This is a genomic window from Micromonospora sp. MP36 (genome assembly GCF_008119785.1).
Lineage (GTDB): Bacteria > Actinomycetota > Actinomycetes > Mycobacteriales > Micromonosporaceae > Micromonospora.
On record NZ_VSFA01000067.1, the window covers coordinates 25,479 to 40,150 of the forward strand.

Annotated in this window: 17 protein-coding genes; 6 read left to right on the top strand and 11 right to left on the bottom strand. The window is 72.3% G+C overall.

Annotated elements, in window-relative coordinates; all coding sequences use genetic code 11:
• Positions 1 to 79: 79 nt before the first annotated feature.
• The 6 genes from FXF52_RS29540 to FXF52_RS29565 form a co-directional block, all read right to left on the bottom strand.
• Positions 80 to 814 carry an alpha/beta fold hydrolase gene (locus FXF52_RS29540; protein WP_148801611.1) on the bottom strand — a complete coding sequence of 245 codons (735 nt, stop codon included), beginning with the start codon at positions 812 to 814 and terminating at the stop codon, positions 80 to 82.
• Positions 811 to 1,329 (bottom strand): pyridoxamine 5'-phosphate oxidase family protein, encoded by a 519-nt coding sequence (locus tag FXF52_RS29545; protein ID WP_255472472.1) that lies wholly within the window; start codon positions 1,327 to 1,329, stop codon positions 811 to 813. Before FXF52_RS29545 ends, FXF52_RS29540 begins: the two co-directional genes overlap by 4 nt.
• Complete coding sequence (locus FXF52_RS29550) at positions 1,326 to 1,772, bottom strand: SRPBCC domain-containing protein (RefSeq protein WP_222870751.1); 447 nt, start codon at positions 1,770 to 1,772, stop codon at positions 1,326 to 1,328. The genes FXF52_RS29545 and FXF52_RS29550 overlap by 4 nt, the downstream gene beginning before the upstream one ends.
• 49 nt (positions 1,773 to 1,821) lie before the next feature.
• Entirely contained in the window at positions 1,822 to 2,160 is a 339-nt protein-coding gene (locus FXF52_RS29555) for a helix-turn-helix transcriptional regulator (RefSeq protein ID WP_148801613.1), read from the bottom strand.
• A gap of 132 nt (positions 2,161 to 2,292) precedes the next feature.
• A complete protein-coding gene (locus FXF52_RS29560; protein WP_148801615.1) occupies positions 2,293 to 2,871 on the bottom strand; it encodes an NTP transferase domain-containing protein in 579 nt (192 codons plus the stop codon).
• Entirely contained in the window at positions 2,868 to 3,980 is a 1,113-nt protein-coding gene (locus tag FXF52_RS29565; RefSeq protein ID WP_148801617.1) for an XdhC family protein, read from the bottom strand. Before FXF52_RS29565 ends, FXF52_RS29560 begins: the two co-directional genes overlap by 4 nt.
• Before the next feature lie 64 nt (positions 3,981 to 4,044).
• Between FXF52_RS29565 and FXF52_RS29570 the strand changes: the two genes are divergently transcribed.
• Genes FXF52_RS29570 through FXF52_RS29580 form a run of 3 tightly spaced genes read left to right on the top strand, consistent with a single transcriptional unit; the run spans position 4,045 to position 7,666 of the window.
• The gene (locus FXF52_RS29570) at positions 4,045 to 4,587 is read left to right on the top strand and encodes a 2Fe-2S iron-sulfur cluster-binding protein (protein WP_148801619.1); all 543 of its coding nucleotides are present in this window, start codon (positions 4,045 to 4,047) and stop codon (positions 4,585 to 4,587) included.
• Positions 4,584 to 5,576: a xanthine dehydrogenase family protein subunit M gene (locus tag FXF52_RS29575; RefSeq protein WP_148801621.1), complete on the top strand. Its 993-nt coding sequence runs from the start codon at positions 4,584 to 4,586 to the stop codon at positions 5,574 to 5,576. Before FXF52_RS29570 ends, FXF52_RS29575 begins: the two co-directional genes overlap by 4 nt.
• Entirely contained in the window at positions 5,573 to 7,666 is a 2,094-nt protein-coding gene (locus FXF52_RS29580) for a xanthine dehydrogenase family protein molybdopterin-binding subunit (RefSeq protein ID WP_148801624.1), read from the top strand. Before FXF52_RS29575 ends, FXF52_RS29580 begins: the two co-directional genes overlap by 4 nt.
• A gap of 42 nt (positions 7,667 to 7,708) precedes the next feature.
• Here FXF52_RS29580 and FXF52_RS29585 read toward each other — a convergent pair whose 3' ends face one another.
• The 4 genes from FXF52_RS29585 to FXF52_RS29600 are packed head-to-tail and all read right to left on the bottom strand — an operon-like array spanning position 7,709 to position 12,048.
• A complete protein-coding gene (locus FXF52_RS29585; RefSeq protein ID WP_148801626.1) occupies positions 7,709 to 8,917 on the bottom strand; it encodes an ABC transporter ATP-binding protein in 1,209 nt (402 codons plus the stop codon).
• An 11-nt stretch (positions 8,918 to 8,928) separates the two neighbouring features.
• Positions 8,929 to 9,765: a carbohydrate ABC transporter permease gene (locus FXF52_RS29590; protein WP_148801628.1), complete on the bottom strand. Its 837-nt coding sequence runs from the start codon at positions 9,763 to 9,765 to the stop codon at positions 8,929 to 8,931.
• Between the two features lies 1 nt (position 9,766).
• The gene (locus FXF52_RS29595; protein ID WP_148801630.1) at positions 9,767 to 10,762 is read right to left on the bottom strand and encodes a carbohydrate ABC transporter permease; all 996 of its coding nucleotides are present in this window, start codon (positions 10,760 to 10,762) and stop codon (positions 9,767 to 9,769) included.
• Complete coding sequence (locus FXF52_RS29600; RefSeq protein WP_148801632.1) at positions 10,759 to 12,048, bottom strand: ABC transporter substrate-binding protein; 1,290 nt, start codon at positions 12,046 to 12,048, stop codon at positions 10,759 to 10,761. Before FXF52_RS29600 ends, FXF52_RS29595 begins: the two co-directional genes overlap by 4 nt.
• Positions 12,049 to 12,303: 255 nt before the next feature.
• On the opposite strand from FXF52_RS29600, the gene FXF52_RS29605 reads away from it, so the two are divergent.
• The 3 genes from FXF52_RS29605 (at position 12,304) to FXF52_RS29615 (ending at position 13,950) form a co-directional block, all read left to right on the top strand.
• Positions 12,304 to 13,008: a VOC family protein gene (locus tag FXF52_RS29605; RefSeq protein WP_148801634.1), complete on the top strand. Its 705-nt coding sequence runs from the start codon at positions 12,304 to 12,306 to the stop codon at positions 13,006 to 13,008.
• 215 nt (positions 13,009 to 13,223) lie between these two features.
• Positions 13,224 to 13,628 carry a hypothetical protein gene (locus FXF52_RS29610; protein ID WP_370518040.1) on the top strand — a complete coding sequence of 135 codons (405 nt, stop codon included), beginning with the start codon at positions 13,224 to 13,226 and terminating at the stop codon, positions 13,626 to 13,628.
• Between the two features lie 46 nt (positions 13,629 to 13,674).
• Positions 13,675 to 13,950 carry a hypothetical protein gene (locus FXF52_RS29615; RefSeq protein WP_148801638.1) on the top strand — a complete coding sequence of 92 codons (276 nt, stop codon included), beginning with the start codon at positions 13,675 to 13,677 and terminating at the stop codon, positions 13,948 to 13,950.
• Between the two features lie 309 nt (positions 13,951 to 14,259).
• Here FXF52_RS29615 and FXF52_RS42575 read toward each other — a convergent pair.
• The coding region (locus FXF52_RS42575) for a zinc ribbon domain-containing protein (protein ID WP_222870752.1) at positions 14,260 to 14,672 on the bottom strand (413 nt) is incomplete at its 5' end.

The window sequence follows — 14,672 nt, forward strand, 5'->3', positions numbered from 1 at the left end:
CATCGGGCGCGGCGGGCCAGGCTGCGCGGGACCTCCAGGACGCCGGCGCAGCCGGTCCGGGCGGCCGCCTGCTTGACCGTCAGTGGGGCGGCGGTTCGCTCGGTGGGCGCTGCTGGCTCCAGTACGCCTCAAGTCGGTCGGCCAGCTCGGTCGGGTGGCCGAGCATCGGGAGGTGGTCTCCGGGCATCTCGTCCGGGGTGAGGTGTAGGCGCTCGCGTACGACGCGGCGCATGAAGTCGGCGGGGAAGAAGCGGTCGCCGCGGCTGAGGAGGAACCTCGTCGGCACGTCCGGCCATGCCGGTAGCGGCCATGGTTCCGTGAAGGGGGTGCTGGCCTGGGCTTTCTGCCGGCTGAGCGCCTCGGCCGCGAGCTTCGACGGGAGGTCGTGCACGAACAGGGCCACCAGATCATCTTCAGCTCCGCCGTCGCGTGTGTCCTGTTCACGTCTGGCCTGGTCGTGTCCGGTGGCGGCCCACCAGTCGCCGGGCGCTTCGCCGGGCAACGGGATCATCGCCTGCAACATGACCAGGAGGCTTACTGACGCCCGATCGCATACGAGCGGGGCGGTGAACCCGCCGAAGGAGTGGGCCACCACGACGACGTCGGAGCGGTCGCCGATGGCCTGGATCACCTTGTCGGCGTACTCCGACAGGCCCGCCGACTCGTCGGCACATGGCAGGTCGACGGCCACCACGTCGTGGCCCCGGCCACGCAACTCGTCGGCCAGCAGATGCCAGCACCAGGAATCCGCCGCAGCTCCGTGGATCAGGACGTAGGTGGCCCGGTTCGGTGCGCCCGGGCGGGTACCGGTCACGATCGGCCCCGCCGGTTGAACTCCTCCGCGCTGGTTCCACCGGGCAGGCGGGTCTGGAAGTCCAGCACGCCAACCCAGGTCGGGCGGACCGCGATGCGGAACATCCTCGTGTCCGGGTGGTCGACCGCGGCGATATTGGCGGCACCCTGCTCCGGACCGGCGTAGCGATGGTGAGCCAGGATGTACTCCGGCACGATCCCGTCGACTTCGGTGACCTCGGCCCGGCCGCGGATGAGCAGCACTTCCGGTGGTGTGGAAGCGGCGTCGATGGTGATCGCAACCGCCGGACGGGCGCGCAGGGCAGCGACCTTTGCTCCGCCGAACGTGGAGAGCACCAGCTCGGCGCCGGTCCAGTGGAAGAGCATCGGGAAGACCCGAGGTGTGCCGTCGGACGCCACGTACGCGATGCGGGCCAGTTCGGTCGACGACAACAGCCGCTGCGCGACCGGACTGTGCAGCAGCCGAACGTCTCCCTGCGGCAATACCGTCATGTCTTCGGTGGGTGTGGTGGTCATCGGGCTGCTCCCGATGACGTGGGCGCGACCGGGGTCAGATGTTCGGCGAGCCGATCGAAGGAGCTGGACCAGCCGCTCTCCAGCCCGGCGTTCTCCTCGCTCATTGCGAGGCCCGTGACGTGGAACGTCATCTCGGTTCGGTCCCCAAGCTCGGCGAGAGTCACGGTCAGCACCGCCTGCCGGACAATGGGCCCCGGCCCGGTCGGCACTCGCGTGCTCAGCACCAGCCGCTCAGGTTCCACCACTTCTCGGCAAATGAAGGTCAACGGGTACTCCGCGCCGTCGGCATCATCGATCATGCGCAGCTGCCACACGCCGCCGGGTCTGACGTCCAGCGAGATTGTGGACAGGGGTGTGGTGATGCCCACCGGTCCGAACCACCGGGCAATCTGTCGCGGGTCGGTCCACGCTGTGAAGACCAGGTGGCGGGGTGCCTCGAACACGCGGGTGATGGTGAACTCCCGGGTGGGCGTGCCGTTGGTGGCCGAGGTTTCAGCCATGAGTGTCGCCTTTCTGAATCTCATGTAGGTGTGCGGCGAGTCGATCGAAACTGCCCTCCCAGAACTGCCGGTAGCGCTCCAACCAGTGGGTGGCTTCGCGCAGTGGTGCGGGCTCCAAGCGGCACGGACGCCACTGGGCGGTGCGCCCGCGGCTGATGAGTCCGGCCTGCTCGAGGACCTTGAGGTGCTTGGAGACCGCTTGCAGGGTGAGCGGCAACGGCTCGGCCAGTTCGTTGACGGTGGCCTCACCCTCGGCCAGCTTGGCGAGGATCGCCCGGCGGGTCGGGTCGGCCAGGGCGGCGAAGGTGCGGTTGAGCTGATCGGGTTTCATGTCCTATTCAACCGGGTAGCTAATTAACTAGACAGTTGAATATACAGGTAGCTGATCGCAGGTCAAGGACGACTTCCGGCAACGCAAGCCGGGCACAGCAGCTGCCGCACCCGGCACATGCGCCGCCCGGTTCTACGCCTGATGACGCGCCCGGACTCGGGCCAGGTCGGCCGGGGTGTCCACGTCGGCCGGTGACCCGTCGCACGGTACCGAAGTCACCAGGTCGGCCCGGGCCCGCAGGAAGTCGCGGGCGCCCCGGTCCCCCGTCGCGTACGGCGCGAGCAGCGGCCAGGTGATGCGACTGAGCAGGACCGGATGCCCGGGCCGGCCGGCGTAGCTGGCCACGGCGACGGCGGCGCCGGCCGCGTACGCCGCCCGGACCCGGCGGACCGCGGCCGAGGTCAGCCAGGGCTGGTCGACGAGCACCACCACGACCGCGTCGGCGGCGCCCGGCAGTGAGTCCAGGCCGCACAGCAGGGAACTGCCGAGCCCGTCCCGCCACTGCGGGTTGACCACCGCGACCGCGCCGGGCAGCGGGGGAAGCCGGCCGGCGCCCGCGCCGACCACCACGTGCACCGGGTCGCAACCGCCGGCGCGCAGCAGCCGGACCGCGCGCCGAACGAGCGGCTCGCCGGCCCATTCGACGAGCGCCTTCGGCCGGCCCAGTCGGCGTCCGGCGCCGGCGGCGAGCACCAGCCCGGCGACCGTCACGGCAGCGACGCGGCCGGCTGCCGGTCGCGAGCCGGGACGCGGTGGATCGGGCCGGCCAGCCCGTGCAGCGCCCGGCCCGTGCCGTCGTGGCGCCGGGCCACCACCTCCGCGGCGATCGCCAGCGCCGTCTCCGCCGCGTTCCGGCCGCCCAGGTCCAGCCCGGCCGGTGCGATCAGGCGGGTGAGCTGTGCCGGCGGCACCCCGTCGGCCCGCAGCCGGGCGAGGCGGGCGGCGTGCGCGCTGCGGCTGCCGAGCACCCCGACGTAGCCGGCCGGGGTGGCCAGCGCCGCGTGCAGCAGCGGGATCTCGTAGCGCGGGTCGTGGCCGAGCAGGCAGAGCACGGTGGCCGGGTCGACCGGGGTGCCGGCCAGCCAGCGGTGCGGCCAGGCCCGGTGGACCTCGTGCGCGTCCGGGAACCGCCGGGGCGTGGTGAATGCCGGTCGCGGGTCGCAGACGATCACCCGGTAGCCGAGCCCGGCGGCGATGCGGCTGAGCGCGGCGGCGACGGCGGTGGCGCCGAACAGCACCATCTGCGGCGCGACCGGCACCGCCTGGACGAGCACCCGCACCGGCGGTCGGCCCGCCCGGTGCCGGACCACGGCGCCGCCACCGGGCCACAGCCCGGCTGCCTGGCCGGCCACCCAGTCGTCCAGCTTCGAGTCGCCGAGGGTGCCCTCCGTCCGGTCCGCCCGCAGCACGCACTGGGCGCCGAAGGGTGCGGGGCCGCCGACGACGGTGGCCGCGGCGACCGGGCCGGGGCCGGTGAGGGCGGCGAGCACCCGCCGCGCCGGGCCGTCCGGGGTCACCCGCCGGTGCAGGACCTCCAGCACTCCGGCGCAGCCGGGCCGCGCCGGCCAGGGGCCGTCCCCGCCGACCGGGTAGCGGGCCAGCCGGGTGCGACCGGTCCGGAGTGTCTCGGTCGCCGCGTCGAGCACCGCCGACTCGACGCAGCCCGCCGGGATGCCGCCGCACACCTCGCCGGCCGGGTCCACGGCCAGCAGGTCGCCGGGCGCGGTGACGCTGCCCGCGGTGCTCGCCACCACGGTCGCCAGTCCGAACGGGACACCCTGCCGGCTCCAGCCGTCCAGCATGGCCAGCACCTCGCGCATGCTCCACTTCCCGCTATTAGCCGGATTTGTCAGTACATCGCCCGGACAACGGTAGTCTGGCCCGGTGCGGGAGAGCGCGAAACCGACGGAAGACGGGTGGTCGTCCACCGTCACCCTCACGGTCAACGGCACCGGCCACAACCTGACCCTGGACAACCGGACCACCCTGCTCGACGCCCTGCGCGAACGGCTCGCCCTCACCGGCAGCAAGAAGGGCTGCGACCACGGCCAGTGCGGCTCGTGCACCGTGCTGCTCGACGGCCGGCGGGTGAAGAGCTGCCTGATCCTCGCCGTCACCCTCGACGGACGGACCGTGGTCACCGTGGAGGGCCTCGCCGACCCGACGGGCCTCTCCCCGCTCCAAGCGGCGTTCGTCGCCCACGACGCCTTCCAGTGCGGCTACTGCACGCCCGGCCAGCTCTGCTCCGCCCGCGGCATGCTCGACGAGGTGGCCCGGGGCTGGCCCAGCGCGGTCACCGGAGACCTGACCGCACCGGTGGAGCTGACCGACGCGGAGGTACGGGAACGGATGAGCGGCAACCTGTGCCGCTGCGCCGCGTACCCGAACATCGTGGCCGCCATCCGGGACGCGGCGGCGGCACGGTGAAGGCGTTCCGCTACCACCGGCCGGCCGACGTGGCGGAGGCGGTGGCGCTGCTCGACGCGGAGCCGGCGGCGGCCTACCTCGCCGGCGGCACCAACCTGGTGGACCTGATGAAACTCGGGGTGCAACGCCCGGAGCTGCTGGTCGACGTCACCGGCCTGCCGCTGGACACGGTGGAGGTCCTACCGGGCGGCGGGCTGCGGATCGGCGCCACCGTGCGCAACAGCGACCTCGCCGCGGATCCGGTCATCCGGCGCGAACACCCGTTGCTCTCCCGGGCGCTGCTCGCCGGCGCCTCCGGGCAACTGCGCAACCTGGCCACCACCGCGGGGAACCTGCTGCAACGCACCCGCTGCGTCTACTTCCAGGACACCGGCAAGGCGTGCAACAAGCGGGAGCCCGGCACCGGCTGCGCGGCACGCCACGGGCAGAACCGCGACCTGGCCATCCTCGGCTGGTCCGAGCTGTGCGTGGCCACCCACCCGTCGGACCTGGCGGTCGCCCTGGTGGCGCTGGACGCGGTGGTGGAGGCGCACGACCCGGGCGGCGCCCGGGAGATCCCCGTGGCCGAGCTGCACCGGACACCCGGCGAGCACCCCGAGCGAGAGACCAGCCTCCCCCGCGGCGCGCTGATCACCGCGGTCCGGGTCCCGCCGCTGCCGTTCGCGCGACGCTGCACCTACCTCAAGGCCCGCGACCGGGCCAGCTTCGCGTTCGCGGTCGGCTCGGTGGCCGCGGCGCTGGACCTGGACGGGGACACCGTCCGCGACGTCAGGCTGGCGTACGGGGCGGTCGCGCACCGGCCGTGGCGGGCGTACCGGGCGGAGGAGGCGCTGCGCGGCCGCCCGTTCACCGCCGAGCTGGCCGCCCAGGCGGCGGACGCCGAACTCGCCGCGGCCCGCCCCCTGCCGCACAACGGGTTCAAGGTGCCGCTGATCCGCAACCTCACCGTCCGGGCGTTGACCACACTGGCCGGGACGGCGCCCCGATGAGCGCGGTGGGCCGGGAACACCCGCGGCTGGAGGGCCCGGACAAGGTCACCGGGGCGGCCCGGTACGCGGTCGAATACCCGGTCGACGGCGTGGCGTACGGCTGGGTGGTGCCGGCCGCGGCCACCCGCGGGCGGATCACCCGGGTCGACGTGGCCCCGGCGCTGGCCGTGCCCGGTGTGCTGGACGTGCTGCACCACGGCAACGCGCCCCGGCTGACCCCCGGCGTGGACGACACGCTGTTCCTGCTGCAGGAGCCGACCGTGCACTACCGGGGCGAGTACGTCGCCGTCGTGGTGGCCGACAGCCTCGAGGCGGCGCGGGAGGGTGCCCGGCTGGTCCGCATCGACTACGACACGCAGCCGCACAGCACCGTCCTCTCCGAACACCACCCGGGCCTGTACCGCCCCGACACGGTCAACCCCGGCTACCCGACGGACACCACCGACGGGGACTTCGACGCCGGTTTCGCGGCCGCCGAGGTCCGGCTGGACGCCACCTACCGCACCCCGGCCTACCACAACAACCCGATGGAACCGCACGCCACCACCGCCCAGTGGCGGAACGGGCGGCTGCTGGTGCACGACTCCACCCAGGGCTCGACGCCCGTGCAGGCCACCCTGGCGCAGCTGTTCGGGCTGCCCCCGGAGGCGGTCCGGGTGGTCGCCGAGCACGTCGGCGGCGGCTTCGGCAGCAAGGGGGCAGCGAAGGCACCGGTGGTGCTCGCCGCGCTCGCCGCCCGGCAGGTCGACCGGCCCGTCCGGCTGGCCCTGACCCGGCAGCAGCTCTTCGGCCCGCTCGGCTACCGCACCCCGACCATCCAGCGGGTCCGGCTCGGCGCCGACGCCGACGGGCGGATCGCCGCGATCTGCCACGACGCGATCAGCCAGACCTCCGGGGTGCACGAGTTCGCCGAGCAGACCGCCGTCTACACCCGCAGCATGTACGCCGGGCGGCACCGGCGCACCACCCACCGGCTGGCCCGGCTGGACGTGCCGACCCCGTTCTGGATGCGCGCACCCGGCGAGTGCCCGGGGGCGTACGCGCTGGAGTCGGCGCTGGACGAGCTGGCCTCGGCGTGCGGCGTCGACCCGGTCGAGCTGCGGATCCGCAACGACGTGACGGTCGACCCGGACAGCGGGCAGCCGTTCAGCAGCCGCAACCTGGTCGCCTGCCTGCGGGAGGGGGCCCGCCGGTTCGACTGGGCCGACCGCGACCCGACGCCGGGCGTCCGGCGGCTCGGGCGGTGGCTGATCGGCACCGGGGTGGCCGGCTCCAGCTACCCCGCCAGGTCCCGGGCCGCCGCCGCGGCGGCCACCGCCGCCCCGGACGGCACCTTCGAGGTACGGATCAACGCGACCGACATCGGCACCGGCGCCCGGACCGCGCTGTGGCAGGTGGCCGCCGACGCGCTGGAGGTTCCAGCGGACCGCATCACGATCCGCATCGGCGACAGCGACCTGCCGCCGGCGGGCGTCGCCGGCGGCTCGATGGGCACCGCCTCGTGGAGCTGGGCCGTCATCCGCGCCTGCCAGGGGCTGCGGGACCGGCTCCGGCACGTCCCCGGCGCGGCGGTGCCCGCCGACGGGCTGACCGTCGAGGCGAGCACCGCCGACGAGGTCCGGGCGCAACGCCCGCTGGCCCGGTACGCGTACGGCGCCCACTTCGTGCAGGTGCGGGTGGACGCGGACACCGGCGAGATCCGGGTGGACCGGATGCTCGGCATGTTCGCCGTCGGCCGGGTGGTGAACCCGAGCACCGCCCGCAGCCAGCTCATCGGCGGCATGACCATGGGCCTGTCGATGGCGCTGCACGAGGAGGGCCTGCTCGACGAGCGGTACGGCGACTGGGTCAACCACGACCTCGCCACCTACCACGTCAGCGCCTGCGCCGACATCGAACGGATCGAGGCGTACTGGCTGCCGGAGGAGGACCCGGAGCTGAACCCGGCCGGAGTGAAGGGCATCGGCGAGATCGGCATCGTGGGCAGCGCCGCCGCCGTCGCCAACGCCGTGCACCACGCCACCGGCGTACGGGTCCGGGACCTGCCCATCCGGCTGGACAAGCTGCTGGACCGGCTACCGGCCGGATGAGGGGCCGGCGAGCGTCCCACCGGCCCCTGTCGTCCGCGCCGCTCAGTCGGCGAGCGCGCCAGCCGCCCGGCCCTCGTGCAGGGTCAGGTTCCGCCCGGTGTGCGGGTCGAACAGGTGGATCTTCTCCAGGTTGAACCAGACCCGCCGATTCTCCCCCTCGCGCGCCGACGACTCGGCCGACAGCCGGGTGACCAGGCTGGAGCCCGCGCCGGTGAAGTCCCCGGTGCCCGCATCGGCGGCCAACTCCTCCAGCTCGGCGGCGTTGGCCCGCTCCCCCTCGACGGTGAGGTACACGTACTTGTCGGAGCCCATCGACTCGACGATCTCCACCGGCGCCTCGAACTCCAGCCCCCGGCGGCGGGTCTCCTCGTCAATCAGCGCGGCGTCCTCGAAGTGCTCCGGCCGGACGCCGAGGATCAGCTCCCGCGGCGCGTCACCGCCGGCCAACTGATGGCGGACCCGGTTGCCGATCGGCACGTCACCCAGCGCGGTCCGCAGCCGACCGTCCTCCACCGCGGCGGGCAGGAAGTTCATCGACGGCGAACCGATGAAGCCGGCGACGAAAAGGTTGCGCGGGTGGTCGTAGAGCTCCTGCGGCGGGCCGACCTGCTGCACCGCCCCACCCCGCATGATCACCACACGGTCGCCGAGGGTCATCGCCTCGGTCTGGTCGTGCGTGACGTAGACCGTGGTGGTGCCCAGCTGCCGCTGCAGCCGGGACACCACCGTCCGCATCTGCACCCGCAGCTTGGCGTCCAGGTTCGACAGCGGCTCGTCCATCAGGAACGCCTTGGGCTGCCGGACGATCGCCCGGCCCATCGCCACCCGCTGCCGCTGCCCGCCCGACAGGTTGGCCGGCCTGCGGTCCAACAGCGGGGTCAACTCCAGGACCTTCGCCGCCTCCTCGACCTTGCTGTTGATGGTCTCCCGGTCCAGCTTCGCCAGCCGCAGCGGGAAGGCCATGTTCTCCCGCACCGTCATGTTCGGATACAGCGCGTACGACTGGAACACCATGGCGATGTCCCGGTCCCGGGGAGCCCGGTCGTTGACCCGCTCCCCCGCGATGCGCAACTCACCGGAGCTGATGTCCTCCAACCCGGCGATCATGTTGAGCGTGGTGGACTTCCCGCAGCCCGACGGGCCGACCAGGATCACGAACTCGCCGTCGGCGATCTCCAGGTCGACGTCCCGCACCGCCACGGTCCCGTCCGGGAACCGCTTGCTCACCTTGTCCAGCACGATGTCGGCCATGACTACACCACCTATCCCTTGACTGCGCCGGAGGTCAGGCCGGACACGATGCGGCGCTGGAAGAAGAGCACGAATACGATGATCGGAATCGTGATCACCACGGCGGCCGCGCAGATCGCCCCGGTGGGATCCTCGAACTGCGACGCGCCGGTGAAGAACGACAACGCCGCCGGCACCGTACGCGACCGCTCGGTGGAGGTCAGCGAGATGGCGAACAGGAAGTCGTTCCAGCAGAAGATGAAGACCAGGATCGCCGTGGTGAACAGCCCCGGCGCGGCCAGCGGGGCGATCACCCGCCGGAACGCCTGACCCTGGGTGGCGCCGTCCATCTTCGCCGCCTTCTCCAGGTCCCACGGGATCTGCTTGAAGAACGCCGACAGCGTGTAGATCGCCAGCGGCAGGGCGAAAGTGATGTACGGCAGGATCAGCCCCGGCCAGGTGTCGAAGAGGCCGACCTGCCGCTCGATCTCGAACAGCGGCGACACCAACGACACCTGCGGGAACATCGCGATCAGCAGGGACACCCCGACCAGCAGCCGCTTGCCGGGAAAGTCCAACCGCGAGATCGCGTACGCGGCCATCGCGCCCAGCACCACCGCGATCAGGGTGGCGATCAGCGCGATGCCGATCGAGTTGACCAAGGCCCGGACGAACTGGTCGGTCGCGAAGATCGTCCGGTAGTTCTCCAGCGTCCACTCCCGGGGGATGAACTTCCCGTCGGTGAGCGTCGCCGGGGTCTTGAACGACAGCGAGGCGATCCAGAGCACCGGGACCAGCGCGAAGACGACGACGATCACGTCCAGCAGACCCCAGCGCAGCTTCGCCCGCGTGGTGGTTTCGGTGGCCATCTCAGCGCCTCTCCCCGTCGTCGCTGCCGGGGGCAGCGGTGCCGAACAGTCTCACGAAGACGAAGGCGATGATCGCCACGGCGATGAAGATCAGCACCGACATCGTCGAGCCGATGCCGAGGTTCAAACCCCGGATCAGGTTGTTGTAGGCGAGCATCGACACCGACGAGGTCTCGTTGCCGCCGGCGGTCAGGATGAAGATGTTGTCGAAGACCCGGAACGCGTCCAGGGTGCGGAACAGCAGGGCGACCAGGATCGCCGGCTTCATCACCGGCAGCATCACCTTGGTGAACCGCTGCCACCCCGTCGCGCCGTCGGTGGAGGCCGCCTTGAGCAGATCCTCGGGCACCAGCGCCAGGCCGGCCATCAGCAGCAGCGCCATGAACGGCGTGGTCTTCCAGATCTCCGCCAACATGATGATCGCCAGCGAACTGGCCCGCTCGGTCAGCGGCGCGCTGCCGTCGAACAGGTTCGCCAGGTAACCGGTGCCCGGCGTCCAGGCGTACCGCCAGGAGAACGCGGCGACCACCGTGACGATCCCGTACGGGATCAGCGCCGCGGTGCGAACGATGCCCCGACCGACCAGCGTCCGGTGCATGATCAGCGCCAGACCCATGCCCAGCACCAACTCCACCGCGACGGTGACCACGGTGATCAGGGCGGTCACCCCGAACGCGGTCCACCAGAACTGGTTGGTCAACACGGTCGCGTAGTTCTCCAGCCCGACGAACTCGCGCTGGTCCGGGAAACGCAGGTCGAAGCGCTGCAGGGACAACCACACCGAGTAAAGGATCGGGTACGCGGTGACCAGCAGCATGACCAGCGCGGCCGGCGCGCAGAGCAGCAGCCCGAGCCGCCGCTCGGCCCGCTTGTTCTCGCTCAACGGAGCCTTGGTCCGGCGGCGGCCCCGCTGCGCCGGCACCGCGGCGTGCCGCCCGGTGCCGCGTTCGGCCTCGACGGCGACGTCCGCGCCGGCCGGGGTGGCGTTGACGCTCACGGGAGGACCCCCTTCGACTCGAGGGCGTCGCCGATGGCCTTGCGCAGCTCACTGGCCGTCTGCTCGGGCCGGATCGCCGACGGCGGCGACAGCATCGCCGACATGACCGTGGAGATGCTCTGGTACGCCGGGGTCAACGGCCGGACGGCCGGCTCCTTCAGCTCCTCCAGGATGGTCTCCTTCATCGGGTACGCCTTGTCCATCTCCGGATCGTCGTAGACCCGCTCGATGGTCGGCGGCACGCCGTCGTTGACCGCCGAGAACTTCTGGTGCTCGGCGTCGCGGAGGCACCGGGCCGCCTCAAAGGACTCCGTCGGGTGCTTCGAATAGGTGCTGACCGCCAGGTTGACCCCGCCGATGGTGACCTTGCTCGGGGTGTTCGCGTCGATGCCCGGCACCCGCGCCCACTTGACCTTCTTCGCCATCTCCGGCGCCGCCTCCTGCATGGCCGGGTAGACGAACGGCCAGTTGACCTCGAAGGCGCCGCCGCCGGACTGGAACTCCAGCCGCACCGGGTCCTCGGTGGCGTTGCTGAACGACGGCGACGTCACGCCCGACGTGGCGAGCTTGCGCAGCTGGTCGAGGGCCTTGACGGCACCCCCGTCCATCGCCGCCCGCTTGCCGTCGTCGCTGAGGATCCTCCCGCCGGCGCTCTCCGCAAGCGTGTTGTAGAGGACGACCAGGCCCTCGTACTGGGCGCCCATGGTGAGCACCTGGTACGGCTTGCCCTGCTCCTTCAGCCGCTGGGCGGCGGAGATCATCTCGTCCCAGGTCTTCGGCGGCTCCGGCACCAGGTCGGTGCGGTACCACAGCAGCTGCACGTTGGTGTTCTTCGGCGCGGCATAGAGCTTGCCCTCGTACCGGGCGGTGTCCAACGGGCCGGCCAGGGTGCCCTGCTCCGCCTCCGCCTTGTCCTGACCGGTCCACTCCCGAATCCAGTGCGCGCTGGCGAACTCCTGGGTCCACGTGACGTCGAGGCCCAGCACGTCCATCCCGCTGTCCTGCGCGGCCAGCCGACGCACCATCTGCACCCGCTGGTCGTCGGCCTGCCGGGGCAACACCCGGTAGACGATCCGGTAACGCCCCTGGGCCTGGGCGTTGCAGTCGTCGACCACCTTCTGCAGGTTCTGCTCCGGCGGGTAGTACAGGTTGATCGTCGGCGTACCGGCGTCTGCACCGGAACCGCACGCGGCCAACGGCGCCACCAACGCCAGTACGGCGGCTGCCGCCGCCGCACGCCTGCCGGGCCGCCGCCGCACCGCGGCGTCGCCGGGGTCCCTCGTCATCGCCCTCCCCCTTCCGTCGGCGAAGGCCGGGGAAGTCGCCCGTGCCCCGGCGCACGGCGAGACCGTCGGGGCCGGCCAGCGACGATCCACCCCGGCCCCAGGCGTTTCGTGCGCCTGACAGTGCCCGACCTGCCACAGCGCGAAACCTGACCGCCACGCGAGGAGCCCGACAGGGGCGTCGCGTGAGCCAGGTCACGCCCTCCCGCCGCTCCCGCGCCGCTGGGCGGTGTCGGAGCCGGGCGGCATAGTGGGGGCATGATCGCGAGCTTCAAAGACCTCTGCATGGACGCCGCCGACGCCCACCGGCTCGGCGCGTTCTGGGCCGCCATCCTCGACGCGGAACTCGTCGACCTCGGCGACGGCGACACCCGGATCGATCCCCGGACAGCCGCCACCAAGGCCGAGTCGATCTGGGTCAACACGGTGCCCGAACCGCGCACCGGCAAGACCCGCGTCCACCTGGACCTGCGGCTCGCCGAGCCGGAACCGGCCGCGCTGCTGGCCGCCGGCGCGCGGCTGGTCCGCGAGCCGGACGCCGAGATCAGCTGGTGGGTGCTGGCCGACCCGGAGGGCAACCAATTCTGCGCCTTCCGGCCGCGCGAGGGCGCCCGGCCCGGGGTCTTCGACCTGGTGGTCGACAGCGCCGACCCGGCGGCCCAGGCCAGCTGGTGGGCCGGGGTGGCCGGTGGCCGGGTGGAGACCACCGACGAGGGCGCCGCCTCGGTGGTGGGCGCGGCAGGCTTCCCCTGGGATCACTGGGTCTTCGACCCGGTGCCCGAGCGCAAGCGGGTGAAGAACCGGGTGCACTGGGACGTCGACCTGACCGGCCCGGACCCCACCGCGCTGATCGCAGCCGGCGCGACCCTGCTGCGCGAGCCCACCGACACCACCCGGTGGTGGGTGATGGCGGACCCGGAGGGCAACGAGTTCTGCGCTTTCCCCTCCCGTCCCAACCAGTGAGCAGCGCACCTACCCAGCCCGCGCCCGCTCGGCTAGGTTTCCGTAGCCCCGCAGCCAGCGCGTTCGCCGCCGACGTCGATACGCCTCCGGCCGACCCCAGCCCGCCCTTTCGGTTGGTTCTCGCGCGAACACGCCTCTGCGGCACCACCGGTTGGGCAGGATCGTCCCAACCGAGGAGGTCCGTCGTGCAGGACACCACCCGCGCTCTCGCCCTGATGTTCGAGGTGAGCGGCCTGCCCCCGGTCAAGACCGAGGCCCTGTCCATCTTCGCCGCCGGGCACCGGCAGGCGGCAAGAGTCCGCGCCCTGCTCCAGGCCGCCTGTGAGGCGGCCCAGCGCACCGGCTGGACCCCGCTCGCCGGCCCGATCGAGGTGGACCTGACCCTGCGCTGCCCGCCCGGGCACCGCACCGCCGACGCCAGCACACTGCTGGGCGGGGTGTGCGCGGTGCTGCAGGACAAGAAGCGGGTGGCGAACATCGGCCTGGCCCACCTCGGGGTGCTGGTCGACGTCGCCCTCTACGCCGACGACCGGCAGATCCGCCGGCTGTCGTACGCGGAGGAACCGGCGGAGGACTTCTCGTACCAGGTCCGGGTGGCCGCCGTACCGGCGGTGGTTTGACCGACGGCCGCGGTGGGGTATCGCGGACGCCGACGAAGGGAGCAGCATGTCGGAGCCACACGTCACGCTCGACCCGAGCGGGCTCGACCCGGTACAGCAGAAGCTGCGCGGCCCGCTGGAGGATCAGCTGACCTCGGCCCTGCAGGCGGCCACCGAGCGGGTCCGCGCCGGCTACGCGGGCGAACCCGTCGAGGAGGTCTGCCGCCGGCTGCTCGACGAGACCCGCGCCGGCCTGCACCCGGACATCGCCGCCGGCTTCAACCCGGACATGGACGAGTTCTGCCGGGTGGCCGTGGCGATCGTCCGCGGCGCGACGTCCTGAGGCACGCCTCATCCGACCGCGTCGGCCGTCCGACCAGGCCGGTCGGTGCCGCCCGCGCCGGTCAACTACCGCCACCCGTCCCCGAGACGACGTGAGTGCCGCCCACGCGCCGGTCAGCCTCGCCGCACGTCCACCAAGACGACGTGGGTGCCGTCCGGCCAGGTCGACTCGCCCAGCCGCACCGGCAGCCGCCCGCCCGAGGTCTGCACCCCGAGGCCGAAGCTGACGTGTCCCTCGAAGTCCCCGGCGGGTGCTCAGCCGCGGGCTCGGCTAAAAATAAAAAAGGAGATCCGGCTGAACCGTTACCTGTCAGTGCGCTCTAGCGACTGATCGGCATGTCCCGCCTTGCGGTGGGACGGTCCCGGTCTTACCCGCCTGAGCGGTGCCGGGTTGACGCTTCACGGCCACCGGCCCGCCGGGGCGGGTCTTACGGTCGGCTCCACGTCCTGCCACCGGGCCACTCCCGGCGGTGGTGACCTCACGCGCGAGCGCGGCAAGGTTACGGGCGGCGTTCACATCGCGGTCGAGGGCCAGGCCGCAAGAGTCGCAGATGTAGGTTCGGACACGCAGCGGCAGTTTGGCTTTCACCGCGCCGCAGTCCGAACAGGTCTTGCTGGAGGGATACCAGCGGTTGGCCACGATCCGCCGGCCGCCGTTCCATTCGGCCTTGTACGCGACCTGTCGGCGGATCTCACCGAAGCCGGCGTCCGCGACCTGCCGGG

Excerpts from the sequence above, each read along its gene's own strand:
- FXF52_RS29585 (WP_148801626.1), bottom strand. The coding sequence starts at position 8,917 with ATGGCCGACATCGTGCTGGACAAGGTGAGCAAGCGGTTCCCGGACGGG.
- FXF52_RS29615 (WP_148801638.1), top strand. The coding sequence starts at position 13,675 with ATGTCGGAGCCACACGTCACGCTCGACCCGAGCGGGCTCGACCCGGTA.
- FXF52_RS29580 (WP_148801624.1), top strand. The coding sequence starts at position 5,573 with ATGAGCGCGGTGGGCCGGGAACACCCGCGGCTGGAGGGCCCGGACAAG.
- FXF52_RS29565 (WP_148801617.1), bottom strand. The coding sequence starts at position 3,980 with ATGCGCGAGGTGCTGGCCATGCTGGACGGCTGGAGCCGGCAGGGTGTC.
- FXF52_RS29605 (WP_148801634.1), top strand. The coding sequence starts at position 12,304 with ATGATCGCGAGCTTCAAAGACCTCTGCATGGACGCCGCCGACGCCCAC.
- FXF52_RS29555 (WP_148801613.1), bottom strand. The coding sequence starts at position 2,160 with ATGAAACCCGATCAGCTCAACCGCACCTTCGCCGCCCTGGCCGACCCG.
- FXF52_RS29610 (WP_370518040.1), top strand. The coding sequence starts at position 13,224 with ATGTTCGAGGTGAGCGGCCTGCCCCCGGTCAAGACCGAGGCCCTGTCC.
- FXF52_RS29600 (WP_148801632.1), bottom strand. The coding sequence starts at position 12,048 with ATGACGAGGGACCCCGGCGACGCCGCGGTGCGGCGGCGGCCCGGCAGG.
- FXF52_RS29590 (WP_148801628.1), bottom strand. The coding sequence starts at position 9,765 with ATGGCCACCGAAACCACCACGCGGGCGAAGCTGCGCTGGGGTCTGCTG.
- FXF52_RS29545 (WP_255472472.1), bottom strand. The coding sequence starts at position 1,329 with ATGACCACCACACCCACCGAAGACATGACGGTATTGCCGCAGGGAGAC.